The organism is Lysinibacillus sp. FSL W8-0992 (assembly GCF_038008685.1).
GTDB lineage: Bacteria > Bacillota > Bacilli > Bacillales_A > Planococcaceae > Lysinibacillus.
The window spans coordinates 3,259,324-3,275,275 of sequence record NZ_JBBOZQ010000001.1; the positions used below are offsets into that span (position 1 = coordinate 3,259,324).

The 15,952-nt window shown below is 34.7% G+C and carries 17 protein-coding genes and 1 pseudogene; 9 read left to right on the plus strand and 9 right to left on the minus strand.

The window, feature by feature from the left end; all coding sequences use genetic code 11:
• Window positions 1-228 precede the first annotated feature (228 nt).
• Both NSQ74_RS16415 and NSQ74_RS16420 read left to right on the plus strand, forming a co-directional pair.
• Entirely contained in the window at window positions 229-966 is a 738-nt protein-coding gene (locus NSQ74_RS16415) for a response regulator transcription factor (protein ID WP_340824733.1), read from the plus strand.
• The gene (locus NSQ74_RS16420) at window positions 959-2,719 is read left to right on the plus strand and encodes a sensor histidine kinase (protein WP_340824734.1); all 1,761 of its coding nucleotides are present in this window, start codon (window positions 959-961) and stop codon (window positions 2,717-2,719) included. Before NSQ74_RS16415 ends, NSQ74_RS16420 begins: the two co-directional genes overlap by 8 nt.
• A gap of 51 nt (window positions 2,720-2,770) precedes the next feature.
• Here the strand turns inward: NSQ74_RS16420 and NSQ74_RS16425 are convergent, their stop codons facing one another.
• Entirely contained in the window at window positions 2,771-3,379 is a 609-nt protein-coding gene (locus tag NSQ74_RS16425; RefSeq protein WP_340824736.1) for an SCO family protein, read from the minus strand.
• A 419-nt stretch (window positions 3,380-3,798) separates the two neighbouring features.
• On the opposite strand from NSQ74_RS16425, the gene NSQ74_RS16430 reads away from it, so the two are divergent.
• Window positions 3,799-3,963, plus strand: coding sequence for a hypothetical protein (locus NSQ74_RS16430; RefSeq protein ID WP_340824738.1), 165 nt, complete (start codon window positions 3,799-3,801; stop codon window positions 3,961-3,963).
• 2 nt (window positions 3,964-3,965) lie between these two features.
• The gene (locus NSQ74_RS16435; RefSeq protein WP_340824739.1) at window positions 3,966-4,340 is read left to right on the plus strand and encodes a type II toxin-antitoxin system RelE/ParE family toxin; all 375 of its coding nucleotides are present in this window, start codon (window positions 3,966-3,968) and stop codon (window positions 4,338-4,340) included.
• 231 nt (window positions 4,341-4,571) lie between these two features.
• Here the strand turns inward: NSQ74_RS16435 and NSQ74_RS16440 are convergent, their stop codons facing one another.
• The 5 genes from NSQ74_RS16440 to NSQ74_RS16460 all read right to left on the minus strand — a co-directional run bounded on the left by NSQ74_RS16440 (window position 4,572) and on the right by NSQ74_RS16460 (window position 7,636).
• Complete coding sequence (locus NSQ74_RS16440) at window positions 4,572-4,700, minus strand: YvrJ family protein (protein WP_340824740.1); 129 nt, start codon at window positions 4,698-4,700, stop codon at window positions 4,572-4,574.
• A gap of 74 nt (window positions 4,701-4,774) precedes the next feature.
• Entirely contained in the window at window positions 4,775-4,999 is a 225-nt protein-coding gene (locus NSQ74_RS16445; RefSeq protein WP_340824741.1) for a DUF2922 domain-containing protein, read from the minus strand.
• 27 nt (window positions 5,000-5,026) lie between these two features.
• Window positions 5,027-5,242: a DUF1659 domain-containing protein gene (locus tag NSQ74_RS16450; protein ID WP_340824742.1), complete on the minus strand. Its 216-nt coding sequence runs from the start codon at window positions 5,240-5,242 to the stop codon at window positions 5,027-5,029.
• A gap of 215 nt (window positions 5,243-5,457) precedes the next feature.
• Window positions 5,458-5,886 carry an NUDIX hydrolase gene (locus NSQ74_RS16455; protein ID WP_340824743.1) on the minus strand — a complete coding sequence of 143 codons (429 nt, stop codon included), beginning with the start codon at window positions 5,884-5,886 and terminating at the stop codon, window positions 5,458-5,460.
• A 310-nt stretch (window positions 5,887-6,196) separates the two neighbouring features.
• Entirely contained in the window at window positions 6,197-7,636 is a 1,440-nt protein-coding gene (locus NSQ74_RS16460) for a sigma-54 interaction domain-containing protein (RefSeq protein WP_340824744.1), read from the minus strand.
• Between the two features lie 366 nt (window positions 7,637-8,002).
• Between NSQ74_RS16460 and NSQ74_RS16465 the strand changes: the two genes are divergently transcribed.
• The 3 genes from NSQ74_RS16465 to NSQ74_RS16475 are packed head-to-tail and all read left to right on the plus strand — an operon-like array spanning window position 8,003 to window position 10,858.
• A complete protein-coding gene (locus tag NSQ74_RS16465) occupies window positions 8,003-9,184 on the plus strand; it encodes an aminotransferase A (protein ID WP_340824745.1) in 1,182 nt (393 codons plus the stop codon).
• Window position 9,185: 1 nt separating this feature from the next.
• Window positions 9,186-9,383, plus strand: coding sequence for a DUF3311 domain-containing protein (locus NSQ74_RS16470; protein ID WP_340824746.1), 198 nt, complete (start codon window positions 9,186-9,188; stop codon window positions 9,381-9,383).
• Entirely contained in the window at window positions 9,380-10,858 is a 1,479-nt protein-coding gene (locus NSQ74_RS16475; protein WP_340824748.1) for a sodium:solute symporter family protein, read from the plus strand. The genes NSQ74_RS16470 and NSQ74_RS16475 overlap by 4 nt, the downstream gene beginning before the upstream one ends.
• A gap of 157 nt (window positions 10,859-11,015) precedes the next feature.
• Here NSQ74_RS16475 and NSQ74_RS16480 read toward each other — a convergent pair whose 3' ends face one another.
• Window positions 11,016-11,714 (minus strand): Type 1 glutamine amidotransferase-like domain-containing protein, encoded by a 699-nt coding sequence (locus NSQ74_RS16480; protein WP_340824750.1) that lies wholly within the window; start codon window positions 11,712-11,714, stop codon window positions 11,016-11,018.
• Between the two features lie 441 nt (window positions 11,715-12,155).
• Here NSQ74_RS16480 and NSQ74_RS16485 point away from each other — a divergent pair, with 441 nt between their 5' ends.
• Together NSQ74_RS16485 and NSQ74_RS16490 are read left to right on the plus strand one after the other, a co-directional pair.
• Entirely contained in the window at window positions 12,156-13,358 is a 1,203-nt protein-coding gene (locus NSQ74_RS16485) for an MFS transporter (RefSeq protein ID WP_340826488.1), read from the plus strand.
• Between the two features lie 380 nt (window positions 13,359-13,738).
• Window positions 13,739-14,641 carry a cation diffusion facilitator family transporter gene (locus tag NSQ74_RS16490; protein WP_340824751.1) on the plus strand — a complete coding sequence of 301 codons (903 nt, stop codon included), beginning with the start codon at window positions 13,739-13,741 and terminating at the stop codon, window positions 14,639-14,641.
• Window positions 14,642-14,717: 76 nt separating this feature from the next.
• Here NSQ74_RS16490 and NSQ74_RS16495 read toward each other — a convergent pair.
• Window positions 14,718-15,167, minus strand: a pseudogene (locus NSQ74_RS16495) (DUF1569 domain-containing protein).
• Window positions 15,168-15,216: 49 nt separating this feature from the next.
• Complete coding sequence (locus tag NSQ74_RS16500; RefSeq protein ID WP_340824753.1) at window positions 15,217-15,921, minus strand: CPBP family intramembrane glutamic endopeptidase; 705 nt, start codon at window positions 15,919-15,921, stop codon at window positions 15,217-15,219.
• Window positions 15,922-15,952: the final 31 nt, after the last annotated feature.

Below are 15,952 nucleotides of genomic sequence, written 5' to 3' on the forward strand. Positions count from 1 at the left end.
AAACACTAAATTGCTAAATAATTAATATACTTTTAATTAAACCGTAATAATATTGTTGAAAAAAGGGCTATTATTAGACAAAATAGTATCTTTTTTTAATATGTTAGTCCCTTACACTTACTTAAAGTATCAATTTTCAACATTTAGGATTCATAAACTTTATAAATAGAGTATGATAAAAAGTAATTATTTTAATATTTCTAATTATTTAAAAGGTGATGATTTGCGATGTATAAACTATTAATTGCTGACGATGAGTTTGAAATTCGTAATGGCTTAAGCAGTTATTTTCCATGGGAAGAAATTGGTTTTGAAATAGTTGGTGCAGTTGAAAATGGTATAGAGGCTTTAGCTTTTATTAATAACCATCATGTCGACGTGTTACTCACGGATATAAGAATGTCAGAGCTAACAGGAATCGAAATTGCTAAACAGCTCGATGAACAAAAATCACCAATCCATGTCGTATTTTTAAGTGGTTACAAAGATTTTGATTATGCACAGCAAGCTATCCAATATGGTGTCAAAAACTATATAACCAAACCAACAAAATACAGTGAGCTTGTCACAGTTTTCACAAAGATTAAAGCACAGCTCGACGAAAAATATGTAACTTTTAAAACGGACTTTAATCAAGATAAGGTCATTGAAACGATATTAAAATATGTTAACGAGCATTACCAACATGCTTCCCTTGAAGGTGCATCACAGCTAGTTCATTTAAATCCAGTCTACATCAGTAAATATTTCAAGGAAAAAACAGGCCGCAACTTCTCTGATTTTGTCGTAGAAGTAAAAATGGAAAAGGCAGCGATTTTTTTAAAAAACCCTGACTATAAAATTTACGAAATAAGTGAATTAACGGGTTATAGCAATGCTAAAAATTTCACTCGGACATTCCGTAAATATTATGGTAAAACACCTCGTGAATATCGAAACGAGGAGTGTGGTCTTCACATTGACTAACCATTACATACGCACCTATTTTTTAAAAAACTTAATTAGCTTATTAATACCAATGCTTATTCCACTCATTGTATTAGGGGCATTATCCATTTTTTTAATTCAACAATATGTATTACAGGATATTATTGATCGCAATACAGATCTTTTAACGCAAACAAAGGAAAATATCGAGCTTATTTTTTATGAGCTCGATTCGTTAAATAGCTATATTATTTCTAGTACAAATCAATTTGACAACCTGCAGCAGCTTATGGATAAGCCAACACTTACTCACCAAGACTATAAGGACCTTGTCACATTAAAAAATTTTATTGATGCACCAAAAGAAGCTAGAGAATATATCCACTCGATATACATCTATGTAAAAAACGATTCTGGAAAGTATTTATCGACGACAACAACTGGTTTGGTCGAATTAAGAAATACACTCGATTTTAATTGGTATCATAGCTTTGTGACCCATCTCGGCTATGAGGAAACGTGGGCTGAATCAAGGACCATTAAACGTATAACGAATAACCAAATGGATACACCTTTAAATATTATTACGATGTATCGGACCATTCCTAAAAATAACGGCGTGCTTGTGTTAAATATTAAGGCAGACTATTTACAGCAACAGCTCGCGTCATTGTCAACGACAGTTGGACGCAATTTAGTCATCGTGGACAATAAAAATAATATTATTTTTAACGAGCAAAATTATGAGCTAGGTAACCGAATTATACAAAGGCTAACATCTAATCCTAATTCATTTTTTGATATGACGATTGATGGCAAGCCATACGTTATTTCTAAAATGGAGTCATCAAAATATGACTGGACATTTTTATCGATCAATCCTAAAACGAGTCTTTATCAAGTACCAAAGAAGCTGTTGAAGCTTGTATTATTTCTTTCCGCGATTTGCATCATCGGCAGTGTCATCTATGCCTACTGGGTAACAAGAAAAGCAACTGTGCATATGCGAAAGATATTAGCTATTTTCCAATCTGCTGAACAGGGCGGTGCATTACCTGACATTTCAATCCCTGTTAATGATGTATATAGTCTAATTACACATAAAGTTTTATTGAATTTTACGGAACAAAATACTTTGAAAAGAAAGCTAGCTGAGAAAAAATACAAGGAGCAAACGTTAGAACTAGCCGCCCTACAATCCCAATTGAACCCACATTTTTTATTTAACACACTGGAAACATTGAACTGGCGCGCGATATCGTTGACAGGGAAACCAAATGAATTAAACGACATGATTGATAATTTAGCAACGATTCTCCGCTACTCACTAGATGATGAATCAAGTATGGTTCCTATAATGGAGGAAATTAAATACACGAAGCATTATATTGATATTTTGAAAGCGCGTCATCAAAATCAATTTCACGTTCTATGGGAATATGATGATGATATTGTGCCATTTAAAGTGAAAAAGTTGACGATTCAGCCATTAATTGAAAATGCCATCGAGCATGGGAAACCAAAAAAGCAGCTTTGTCAGATTAAAATTAAAATGACCGTTCAAGCCGATTTGATGACCTTAGTCGTTATCGATAATGGAAAAGGCATGGACAGAAGTCAGCTACAAATCGTACGTGAGCGTCTTCAGCAAAATGAGCAATACAGCCATATTGGGTTAAGTAATACACACAAGCGACTCCTCGTCGCCTTTGGTGAGCATGGAGGGCTTACGATTTTAAGCAAAAAAGGTTGGGGAACAGTCGTTAAGATGAAGATTCCGTTGAAAATATAAACGATTGCGCAAAAAAGCTAGTGCTATATCCATTTAGCACTAGCTTTCATTTTATAAGTTTTCCTCTATATATGTTTCTAAATCGCCCACGATCGTATCGATTGGTACATCTGATGCGTCCTTCGCATAGCCGTCATATTGCTTTACAAGGATACCATCTTTATCGACTAAGAAAAATTGGATACCGTGGATAACTTGATCTGAATTCGGGTCATCTTTTACTAGTAATTTTGTGGATTTCACTGCAAATTGCTCAATATATGACTGAGAATACCCCGTAAGGAGATTCCATTTCGATTCATCAGGCACAGTATATCTCGCTAAATAGTCAGCTAGCACTTCAGGTGTATCAACTTCGGGATCTACTGAAAAAGCGACAAGATTATAATCCTCTATTCCTTTTTTCATAAGCTTTTCTTGTATTTGCGTCATGTTAAACGTCATTGGTGGACAAACTGAATTACAATTCGTAAAAATATACATACCTAACCAAGGTTTGCCTTTTAAACTTTCAAGTGAAATATTTTCTCCACGTTGATTGACATGGTCAAAATCTTGTATTTCATAACTATAATCAGCTTTAAACTTCACATTTCCACATGCACTAAGTGCTGTAACTAACGCTAATAGTAACACGAATCCTATTACCTTATTTTTCATCTTCACACACTCCCTACCAACATTACCCTCATCTTATCGAATGGTGTAAGCGTTGACAACTACCTGTAGTGACAGCTTTCTTACATCTTTGTGAAATCACCTATTCTTAATCGAAACAAGCACATCATGTATCGCATCTAGCTTTACTTCGACGCGGTGCAAAACAAAATAACAGTAGAAATGCTGCCGCCACCCAATTCAATCCAGTACATCAAAAAATTAGACATGTTGTGTTGAAATTTAACAAAATAGTCTATCGAATTATAGTAAAATCTCAATGAATATACTGAAAAGCTTGATAGATTGACGCAATTTGCTATGATTTATTTAAAGGATTGCACACCGTCTATGCTTAATATATATAGTTGTATTTAAATAAGGCGGTGAGTTTAATGTGTGATAAGGAGGAAAAAAAAGATATGACAACTACTGAAACTATAAAAAAAGTCTCAAACAAGTCCATTCCCTCTACTAGAAATCATCAAATATCAAATGCAATTCAAGAAGTTGATTTAATTGAACAAAGCTTACTACCTAAAAAGTCAGCACGTTCTTTTTTAAAAGATTTACGTGAAGAGAAATAGTAATGAAGTATAGAGTTAACACAACTCCTACATTTGAAAAGGAGTTTAAGCGATTACTAAAGCGGTATCCAAAGATAGTTGATGATTTTGAAGCATTAATTGATGAAATCGAAGTAGGTGCTGAATTAGGCGAACCTATTCAGGGTATAGGTGTAAAATTCGAAAATAGTAAAAAAAGGTTTAAAATTTTCAAAAAAAGAATGGCAAATACAAGTGCGAAGCAAGGTAAGTCTGGTGGATTTCGAGTTATTATTTATTTGATTACAAGTAATAATCTATTATATTTATTGGATATATACTCGAAAAATGAACAAGAAAATATTTCTACAAAAGATATTATAAACTTAATTAAAAAGAATGAACCACAACTTAAATAATGTTAAGTTTAAAAAAAGAAAACTGCGACGTTTCTAGATTAACGTGACGCTCACAATAAGTGTCCGCTATAGCGACATCAAGTTTTACAGAAAAAGTGTTAGATATTAAATAATCTAACACTTTTTCTCATTGTGTTTCACACTCTATATTGTCAATTTAATTGAGGAATGTCGTGGTAGCATGCAAAAAAAAGTTAGCCTATCACTTTAGCATAATGCTTCTTTGTGAAATCACCTATCCTTAATCGAAACAAGCACATCATGTATCGCATCTAGCTTTACTTCAACGCGGTGCAATAAATAAAACGACATGAGAATCGGAAAGCCAATATTGGATACCATATTCAGCCACTGTTCCATACCGCACCCTCCTTTCGACATTTTGCTAACGTCTTAAAAATGGTCTTTGCAGCTTAGTGCAAAGACCATTTCAATCAATTCATACCTAGTTCAAATTCTGAAACTTGACGATCAATTATTCGTGCACCTTTCATGCCAACAAAAGCACCAGCTTGTCCACCAAATACACTGTTCGTAATAATCGTTTGCATTACTTGTTGAATTTCAGCAGGTGTAACATTTGGCTTCGGTGCATCAATCGCAATCGTCGCCGTCTTCCCCATCTCTGTTTCAAACTGTAACTCTAACACTTTTGCCATTTTAATCACCCCTTGTTTTTACTGGATTTACGATAATTCTGTTGTTTCTTGCTTCATAATACTGTCGAGTGGCTGAGATGAAAGACTTGCAATCGCTTTAGCTACCGCTACTAACGCCGCTGTTGTATGCGTACCATTTAAATTACGGTATGTTTTGATTGCGAACTTCGGCTCATTTTTTTCATTGTGTCCTGCTAAATACTTTAAGCGAAGCGTAGCACCTAAAAAATTCGTTTTTTGCATCGGTAACACCCCCTTTCTGCACACTATATACGTCTATTTCTTATGCAAAGGGACATTAATTTGAAATTTTATTTTGAAACAAGCAGCAGTTTACCACCACAAAATAAACTACCGTGAAAAATACACTACTAAAAAAGCCGTCCGACTATCCGAACGACTTTACAATAATTTATTTATTTCTTTAGAGTAAGAAGGTTCCTAACTCAAGTAGCTATTCAAAGCAAATCGAATAATCCATCGGGAACTAAAGTTAATTTATTATTTGTAAAATCACTAATTGCCTTCCATAGCAATTTGAACGTTGCACCATTATCTTCTTTTCCAAGAAAAGAAGGGTTTGCATAAAAGGACTTGTCTACAAATTCAGCATCATATACAAATACTACTTCGTGTCCAAGGTCACCGTTATATGTAAATATGTTTTCAATTGTTCCTATATAGTTTAAATTATGTATATTTGCCTCTATTTCTTCAAGTACTTCTCTCTGTATTGCTTGCGCACTTGTCTCTCCGAATTCAATTTTCCCACCAATTGGCCGATAGTAAAATTCCCCTTTTACTTCATCAAAACCTTCGGCGACAAGTATTAAATCGTCATTTCTAAATAGACAGATTGCTTTTGCTATAATTTGCTCAGCCCTCATTCTATACCTCCAAACGCCAACCGTCAGTGAATACTTCTTTTTAATACCAATTAGGTACTGCTCATCACGGATTGGTCTTATTTATTTTCTCAGATATGATATGGCAAATCATAATCGTAAATGTAAATATAAATGTATGCATCAATGCTTCAAGAAAAGGATATTTACGGTTAAATAGTTGAACAACTAGCATTAAAATAAAAGCTAAACTATAAAAACTATAAAAAAATGTTCTTTTCAAATAAATTTTCCACTTCCTTTATCCTTCATTTTTAACGATAGAGATTTTCTGACTCCCCCTCTTTAAACGTTATTCCGTACTAGTTAAATTTTTCGTTTCTGTAATGTTTAAATTATATTTTTTGAACCTTCTTGCAATATACGCCTGGGTGACGCCTAGTTTAGCAGCTGTTTTTCTTGTACTTTGAAGTTGATTATACGTTTTTTCAATAATCTCTTTTTCAATATGATTAAGGTATTCGGTTAAGGATTGACCTTCAGGCAAGGTATCCAGCATATTAGCTGTCTCTTCATGTCGAAAGTCACTCGGAAGGTCCTGTTCATTAATCACTTTATTGGGAGCTGTAATGACCAATCGTTCTAATAGATTTTCTAATTCTCTAATATTTCCTGGCCAATCGTAGTTATATAAAATATTAGTTAGTTTACCAGATAAGCTACGGTCTTTTTGATATTTATTATTATATTTTTTTAAGAAAAAATCTAAAAGAGGTACGATATCTTCCCTGCGTTCCCTCAAAGGAGGGATAGTTAGTGGCAAGATATTTAAGCGGTAATATAAATCAGCCCGAAATTGTCCAGCTTTCGTCATTTCTAGTAAATTAGCATTTGAGCCAGCAATGACTCGAACGTCTGCTTGATGGACTTGTGTATCTCCAATCGGTGTATACGTTTTATTTTGAAGGAACAAAAGTAATTTAGACTGTATTTGCAATGGGAGTTCACTAATTTCGTCAAGAAATAATATGCCATTTTCCGCAGCAGCGATGAGCCCTATTTTTCCGTTATTATTTGCTCCTGTAAATGCACCTTTCTTATAGCCGAAAAGCTCCGATTCAATTAAAGATTCAGGAATAGCACCACAATTTAAGTGGACAAAAGGTTTGTCACTGCGGTTACTTAATTGGTGCATTTTTTGGGCAAAAGCGCTCTTCCCTACGCCTGTTTCCCCTGTAATTAAAACGGTTGTATCCACATCTGCCACTTTTTCAAGCCACTCAATAGCAGCGTGAAAAGCTTTACTTTTTCCAACAAATGTTTCTAGCTCTTGCTCTTTATTTTGATGCCTAATCATTTCCCGAATTTGGTTTTTATAACGTTGTAAAAGATCTTCTGCCTTTTCTAATTCCATATTCATATTAAATGCTTCACTTAGCGTGCGAGCATGAGTAACAATAAATTCAATTTCACCATTTTCGTCAGTAATATAATCCCCAGATACTAGTAATTTCTGGTTGTTCTTTATAACTTGGACTGTATTAACAAACTGCTTATTTTTCAATACAAGACGGGCAATTGAAGGTGAAAATAACCCCCTTTTTTCCATGTCAAATACACTTTGATTGATTAAGTCCACTTCATCAACATCAAACAGTCCCCGCTTTGCAGCATCATTTACCCAAATGACGGTTCCATTTTTATCAAGTACCCAAATACCATCTTTAATAGTGTTCATAATATCTAAAAAAAATTGATTCTTTTCATCTTGAAAAAGAGCTAATTTATCCATTCGAATCACCAAATTCTATATTATTTCATTCAATTCTACCAAAGTTTAATAAATAATCTATAAAAATGAGCCGTTCTATTATTTGTTAATCAATAAAATAATGCCCATTTACAGGTCAATAGTAAAGAAAAACAGTATTTGATTCGAAAACGACTCATTTTTAAACCCTGATGTAGCAAACGATAGCATTTGATATTGGAGAGGTATACAAAATTGAATCGAAAACGAATCAATGAGTCAAAATCGAACCAATATTTCAATGAGCTATTTATTGAAAACCTTGATTTATCAATGCTTTCAAATTGGCATGCTTTTTGCATATTACTAAACTGTCCCCAAATAAATAGATAGGAGAAGGAGAACAACGTGAAATATTTACTTAATAAAACGATTAAAGACATTAAAATTTCTGCAATACGTGAAATTGGAAACAAGGTGGCAAATGACCCGTCAATTATTAATCTTACAATTGGACAACCAGATTTTGTAACACCACATTCTATTTTAGAAGCAGGAAAACAAGCTATTGATGCACATAAAACTGGTTATACACATAACGCAGGTGTACTTGAACTTAGACAGGCTGCTGCTAACTTTGTGAAAAGACGCTACCAACTCCATTATAATCCAGAAGATGAGATTTTAATTACTGTGGGTGCAAGCGAAGCGTTAGATATTGCATTCCGTACGATTTTAGAGCCTGGTGATGAAGTCATTTTACCAGCACCTATTTACCCTGGTTATGAACCACTTATTCGTTTGTGCTACGCAACACCTGTATTTGTTGATACACGTAAAAATAATTGTAAAATCTCTGCAAAATTAATCGAAGAAAACTTAACAGAAAAAACAAAATGTGTCGTTTTACCATATCCATCAAACCCTACAGGTACTATGTTAGAGGCTCATGAATTAGAAAAAATAGCAAATCTATTAAGAGGTAAAGATATTTTTATCATTTCAGATGAAATATACAGTGAACTAACATATGGTTTGAAACATGCGTCAATCGCTTCATTCCCAGCAATGAAAGAGCAATGTATCGTCATCAATGGTTTATCAAAGTCCCACGCTATGACAGGTTGGCGAATTGGCTACACATTAGCCCCTGCTTATATAACAGAAGAAATGTTTAAAGTTCATGCATTTAACTGTGTATGTGCAAACTCTGTTAGTCAATACGCTGCCATTAACGCATTAAATCATGATTTACCAGAAGTCGAAGAAATGCGCCAACAATATGAAATACGACGTAACTTTATTTTTCAACGGATAACGGACATTGGCTTAGAAGCAATTGAACCAGATGGTGCGTTTTATTTATTTGTTTCTATTGAAAAAACAGGCTTAAGTTCAAATGAATTTGTCCATCAGCTTGTGGAAAAAGAGAAAGTGGCAGTCATACCAGGCTACGGATTTTCTGAATATGGCGAAGGGTATATCCGTATTTCGTATGCATGTTCAATGCATGATTTAGAAGAAGGTATGAAGCGGATACAACAGTTTGTACATCCCCTATTAGAAAAAGCACTTGAGGAGGTTGATTAATTTGAAACCATTATATTATCTAGCGTTTATTCCAGTTCTAGGTTTTCTTGTTGGTGTACCTTTAACGAATCGGGTTGACCCTTATATATTAGGGCTCCCTTTTTCAATGTTTTGGATTGTTCTTTGTGTCGTTCTAACTTCACTAACTACTTTGATTATGTATAAGTTCGACCAGCATGATGAGGAGGGTGTAGAATGAATATTTCTATTACAATTATGATTTCCTTTGTCATTGTCTGTATGTATTGGGCAATTAAAGCTGGTAGAGGTAAAAATGAGAATATGGAAGAATGGGCATTAGGTGGACGAGGCATGGGTGCTATCGTTACTTTCTTCTTATTAGCAGGAGAATTTTTTACCGCATTTTCCCTTACTGGATTAGTGGGACTAGCTTATAATAGTGGCATTGCAACGCTTTATATTATGACTTATATTTCAATTGGTTGCGTACTAGGCTATTTCCTATTACCAAAAATCAGACGTTACAGTAAAGAGCATAATTTAATATCGCAAGGTGGCTTTTTTGAAAAGAAATATACGAGTCCATTTTTAGGAAAGCTCATTACGATTGTTGGTGTAGTTGCAATTATCCCTATGATTGTCATGGCATTAAAAGGGTTAGGACTGATTGTTTCTGTTGCATCCTACGGGGTTATATCGTCTACAACAGCAATATGGGTTGGAAGCATTATTGTTGTCATCTATACATTAATTTCAGGGCTCCACGGTTCTTCTCGCGTCGCTTTGATTAAGGACATTTTAACATTTGGCGTACTTTTATTTTTAGGTTTGTACTTACCATTCCATTATCATGATGGAGTTGGATCCATGATAAAAAATATTTCTGAAGTGAAACCTCAAGTATTGTTCTTTCCAGATGCGGGTTTAAGTCTCGTATGGTTTATCTCTACCATCATATTAATGGCGCTAGGAGTATATATTTGGCCACATACATTTTTATCAGCATATGCAGCAAAAAGTGACAAGGCACTTCGAAAAAATACGATTTTGATGCCGCTGTATTCATTAATGCAGTTATTTTCATGCTTTATCGGATTAGCAGCGATATTAACAATCCCAAATCTATCAGGCGCAGAAAGTGATTTGGCATTAATTCAATTAGTATTTCAAACATTTGATCCATGGTTTGTAGGATTAATTGGAGCCGCTGGATTACTGGCTTCATTAGTACCATGTTCAGTTATGCTTATTACAATTGGTTCAATGATAACTTCTAATATTTATGTTCAATTGAAACCAAATACTTCGGCACGTAAACAAATGAATATTGCACGATCTTTCGCAATTATTGCTGCGATTATTAGTTTATACTTATCATTAAATTCAAGTGGTGCGCTCGTATTGCTACAATTAATTAGCTATAACTTTATCATACAGCTTTTCCCTGCTCTAATTTTTAGTTTACTGAAGAAAAACTTCGTGACAAAACAAGGTGCAATCGCTGGTATAATCGTTGGTATTTCAATAGCTTTATTTTCAGCAGGCACAGGCACAACGATGGCAACTTTATTCCCTAATTTACCTTCATTTATTTTAGATATTAACAATGGTTTATATATGTTAATCATCAATGCAATCGTAACAATAGTTGTCAGTCTTCTCCCTCAAAAATCAACTTTAGAAAGTAACAGTTTAGAACGTGGGATTATCTAATATAAAGTGCCAGGCACTCAAACAATTTTCCCACTTAAATGCCTGCTCAAAACGTACAATACGTAAGCCGCAACTAACCGTGCATTAGCGAGGGTTGCGGCTTAGTGCCAGGCACTCAAACAATTTCAGATACTATGATAAATATTCTTGCAATTATTTAAATAGCACCTAAATAATTTGTTTCAAGTTCAATCTCAGTAATTTCCTTATTGTTATAAACTTTATACGCCTTAGCGTTTGGTCTTGAGCTCACAATATGACTGATTTCTTGGTCAATGAAATGAATAGCAACACCGTCATCAGCTGCAATACCAGGTTTGATGCTATTAGTAGCAATTAACTTTTGATACGAAGGTCTTCTATCGGCTTCTCCGTCGTAGTGAGGACAATTACTACCTTTTAGGAGCCCTAAACACTTTAATGGTTCAAGCCCATCTCCATAAGAATCTGTAACCCCTTCCTCAAACCAACAAATGGAACCAGCACTAATACCAGCCAGTACTATTCCTTGCTCCCAAGCTTTCCTCAAAATGGTGTCCAATCCCCACTCTTTCCATAAAACTAATAAATTCTTTGTATTACCACCACCAACATAAATAATGTCTTTCTCCAGTAAGAAACTTTCTAATTCTCTTGTAGGTGGGTTAAATAGTGATAAATGTGATGGTTGACAGTCCTGTTTTTCAAAGAAATGATAAAATCGAGAAATATAATTTTCTGAATCTCCACTTGCTGTTGCAATAAAACAGATTTTCGGATTTGATTTCTTAGATTGATGAAGAATATATTTATCCAACAAAGGATTTTCAGGCTCCATCGAAAATCCACCACCACCAAGTGCAATGATTTGCTTCATTATTCTACATCCTTTCAACTTTAAATTTTATTAAAGGTCTGAAATGCTTTTTATATGAATAAAATGCGTCGTAATCTCGAATCTAAACTGCTTGTAATACCTCAAATGTTTATATCAATTATATCCCCAAAAGCACGTATATGTAAAAGTCTACCTTTTTTTAAATGGTATAGATTCTTTTTCTCTATTGGATTAAGAATTGAGATAAGGAAAATAAGATGTTCTTGGTATTTGGCAAACGCTTCAACAGTGATAGAAACTTTACCAGATGTAATATTTCTACAATTGTATGATTATGTTAAGCTTGGTAAATGGGTTAATAAAGTGCTAACTTATTTAATTAAGTTAATCAAATAGCTAGAAAGATGGTGTTACATATAATTGGCTAGTGCGAATAATTCAATCGGGCGTTATGTAAATTCCCCCGAAAAACTGAAAAAAATGTATAAAAGAGTTTTAATTGTAGTGAGCTTATCACAAATTTTTGGTGGAGCAGGTCTTGCAGCCGGTATTACTGTAGGGGCACTGTTAGCGCAACAGATGCTTGGGACGGACGCAGTTGCTGGATTACCCTCTGCCCTATTCACATTAGGTTCTGCGATATCAGCTTTTATAGTTGGGAAACTTTCTCAACGCTACGGACGTCGCATTGGTCTAACTACAGGTTTTATTACGGGTGGGCTTGGGGCGATTGGCGTTGTCATTGCAGCTTTACTCAATAGTGTTTTCTTATTGTTTGCTTCGCTACTTGTATACGGGGCAGGAACAGCAACAAATTTACAGGCTCGATATGCAGGGACAGATTTAGCAGATAAAAAACAACGAGCAAAGGCTATTAGTACTACGATGGTTATGACGACTTTCGGTGCTGTAGCAGGACCAAATTTAGTTGAAGTAATGGGGAAATTTGCCCTTTCTATCGGTATTCCTTCATTAGCTGGCCCATTTATATTATCTGCAGTAGCATTTATTATGGCAGGATTGGTTCTTTTCATCATGCTTCGTCCTGATCCCTTACTGCTAGCAAAGTCAATAGAAGCTTATAAACAACAAGACGCTGAAGGCGTTATCACGCATTCTAGTCCTTTAATGAATAAAAATGGTATTATTGTAGGCGCAGTTGTCATGGTCCTCACGCAAATCGTTATGGTAGCTATTATGACAATGACGCCAATTCATATGCAACATCATGGACATAGTTTAAGTGCTGTAGGTATCGTGATTGGTTTTCATGTTGGATCGATGTATCTCCCTTCCCTTGTAACTGGAATTCTTGTAGACAAGATTGGTAGAACAGCTATGAGTATTGCTGCAGGTGTTACGTTACTGTTTGCAGGTTTAGTCGCTGCATATGCACCAAATGATTCAATGTTTATGCTCATATTGGCCCTTTCTTTACTAGGATTAGGATGGAACTTTGGTTTAATTAGTGGAACTGCTCAAATTGTTGATGCTACAGAACCATCAACACGTGCTAAAATTCAAGGAACAATTGACGTTTTTATCGCGTTAGCTGGTGCTACAGGAGGAGCTCTTTCGGGGGTAATTGTAGCTAATTCAAGTTACGCAGTATTATCTTTAATTGGTGGTCTTTTATCATTATTACTAATTCCTGTTATAATATGGTATCGTAAAGTGAAATAATAATTCATTTGCTTTAAGGAGACCAAGTTCTCGAGTAAAATGAGGCATGGTTTTTTTGATCTTACTGCAGTCATAATGAGTATTATAAAATGAAAATATCGCTAACTGGCTGAGGTATCTCACCCGATAAAGTAAGCTGTATTTATTAAAATTGATTTAGCCTGTTTTAAAGACAGGATTATTGAAAAAAATGAGACAAACCATTATTGAACCAACGAATATAATGTGTTACACTCAGTGGACCCCTATATAGGAGTGAGAAATATGATTCAAATTTCAAGTTCACGAAAACTATATTTTTTTAAACAAAACCTTTGACTTAAAAATAGTCAAAGGTTTTTGTTGCTTTTAGGAAAGAATTTTATTGGAGGTATACTTTTATGAATCAAAGCACAAATTCCGATGCTTCAATTGTTGCTGGATGGATTAGTTTAATAAGTAACATCGTATTAACAATTTTAAAAATTGTAGTTGGTACTCTCTTCCATAGTCCAGTGCTTCTAGCAGATGGTTATCATAATGCCGGGGATGTTATTGCAAGCGGTGCCGCTTTAACATCGATGCGTATTTCTAAACGTCCTGCCGACGAAGATCATCCTTACGGACATGGGAAGGCTGAAGTAATCAGTTCCGCTATTGTAGGGATCATTTTAATAATAGCAGCATTGTATATTGCTTATGAATCGATCAAAGCATTCTTTCATGAACCAGAAAAAGCAAGTCTAATTGCGTTTATTACTGCAATCATTTCACTCGTTTGGAAACTCATTTTATACGTATATACGATTAAAATTGGCAAAAGAACAAATAGTAAGGGCTTAATTGCCACTGCATATGATCATCTTGCAGATGTGTATGCTTCAATAGCTGCTGTATTGGGAATTGGGCTTGCGCTCGTTGGGGAATTTACTAATATTCATATCCTTACATATGGGGATCCAATTGCTGGTATCATAGTGACAATATTAGTTTTCAAACTTGCCTATGGGATGTTATTAGAAGCTATAGACACACTTATGGAGAAAAGTGTAAGTCGTGATACACTGGATAATTTCGAAACATTAATTCTAACAATTCCAGAAGTAAAACGTATAGATCGTCTACGAGCTAGAGAGCACGGCCATTATGTATTGGTGGATCTGCGTGTAAGTGTACCTGGAGGTTTAACAGTTCAAGAAGGTCATGATATTATCCGTAAAATAAAGAAAACGATAATGGAAAAGCATCCTAATGTAGAAGAAGTTCTTATTCACTTAAATCCTTGGTACGAGGATGATAAATAGGTCGAAATAGCAAAAACCTCCTAACTCATTTATTAGTTAGGAGGCTTTTTATTGGACTGAAAAATCTTTACATTGATTACACTTCAAACTGTTTTAAATGATGGTCAAGGTGCTTGTATATTCCTTTTCCCCATTGCTCTGGAGTGAGTTTTCCAAAAAAGGGATGAGGATGCGTTGTACACTTCTCTGGTCCGTTCTGTTGGAAGGTCGTAATTTTTTGTTTAAGCTTTTCTTTTTCTGTAGCAAATTCTCTAGCATCTGCAATCAAAATGGTTGGAATTGTAGACATATTGTGAGGTAATGTCTTTTCATTGTAAATCATTGGTTTTGCAAATCCCCCTACGATTACACCTAACCAACTCCTTGTCGGAAATGCATTTCCCATTGCAATGTCTTGGAAAGCTGAGCAATGTGCAAGCATTTGAGCAACATCCATTTTTCCCTATTCGGGTTGTGAATTAGGACTTAATTTATCTATCCGCTGTAAAATTTCTGCTGTATGCGTAGGATTAAAAATATTTTTCATTATTGCAGATCCCCTACCTTTTTCAATTTGTCCTATAGTTGAATAATTTTCATCCCATACTTGTTAGCAAAACCATAATTCCATTCGTAATTCCGTGAATCCATATTGGTGCCCAAATCGAATTAGTGCGTTCATATGCTAAAGCAAAAATGACACCACTAAAGAAATTTACTGGCATTACATTATATGTCGGTATATGAACAATTGTAAAGATGAGCGAGCTAATTAAAATGGCACCAGTAAATCCTACGCGTGTACGAAACCAACGATATAAAAAACCGCGATAAAAAATTTCTTCGTATATTGGTGAGATAACAGCCGCTGAGATAAAAGCAATGAAAACCGTGAAAAAAGTTACGCTTTGCTGCATTGCATCTGTTTTGCTGTTCTCTACGGAAATTCCTATAAAACTAGTAAGCACGACAATTACTACAGCACCAACTAACAACATAATAGAATATATAAGAATGAGTTTCCAATCCTTCAGAGCGATTGATTTTAACCCTACTTCACGCCAAGAAAGTTTTTTAGGACGTAGGGCTATAAAATAAACACCGAAAAGAAGTGTAATCGCAATTGTTAACCCCGTTAACGTTCCAGCATATAGTTCATTATTAAATAAGTGAAAATAAATCGGTTTAACAATAAATTTAATACAACCGATGACAAACACAAATTCAAGTAATATTAAAAAGATGAATTCTTTCCATCCCCAACAGTCTTGTTCTTTCCAGTTCATTTGCTTTATTACCATCCATTATCCCTCTTCCTCTTTATGGTATAAT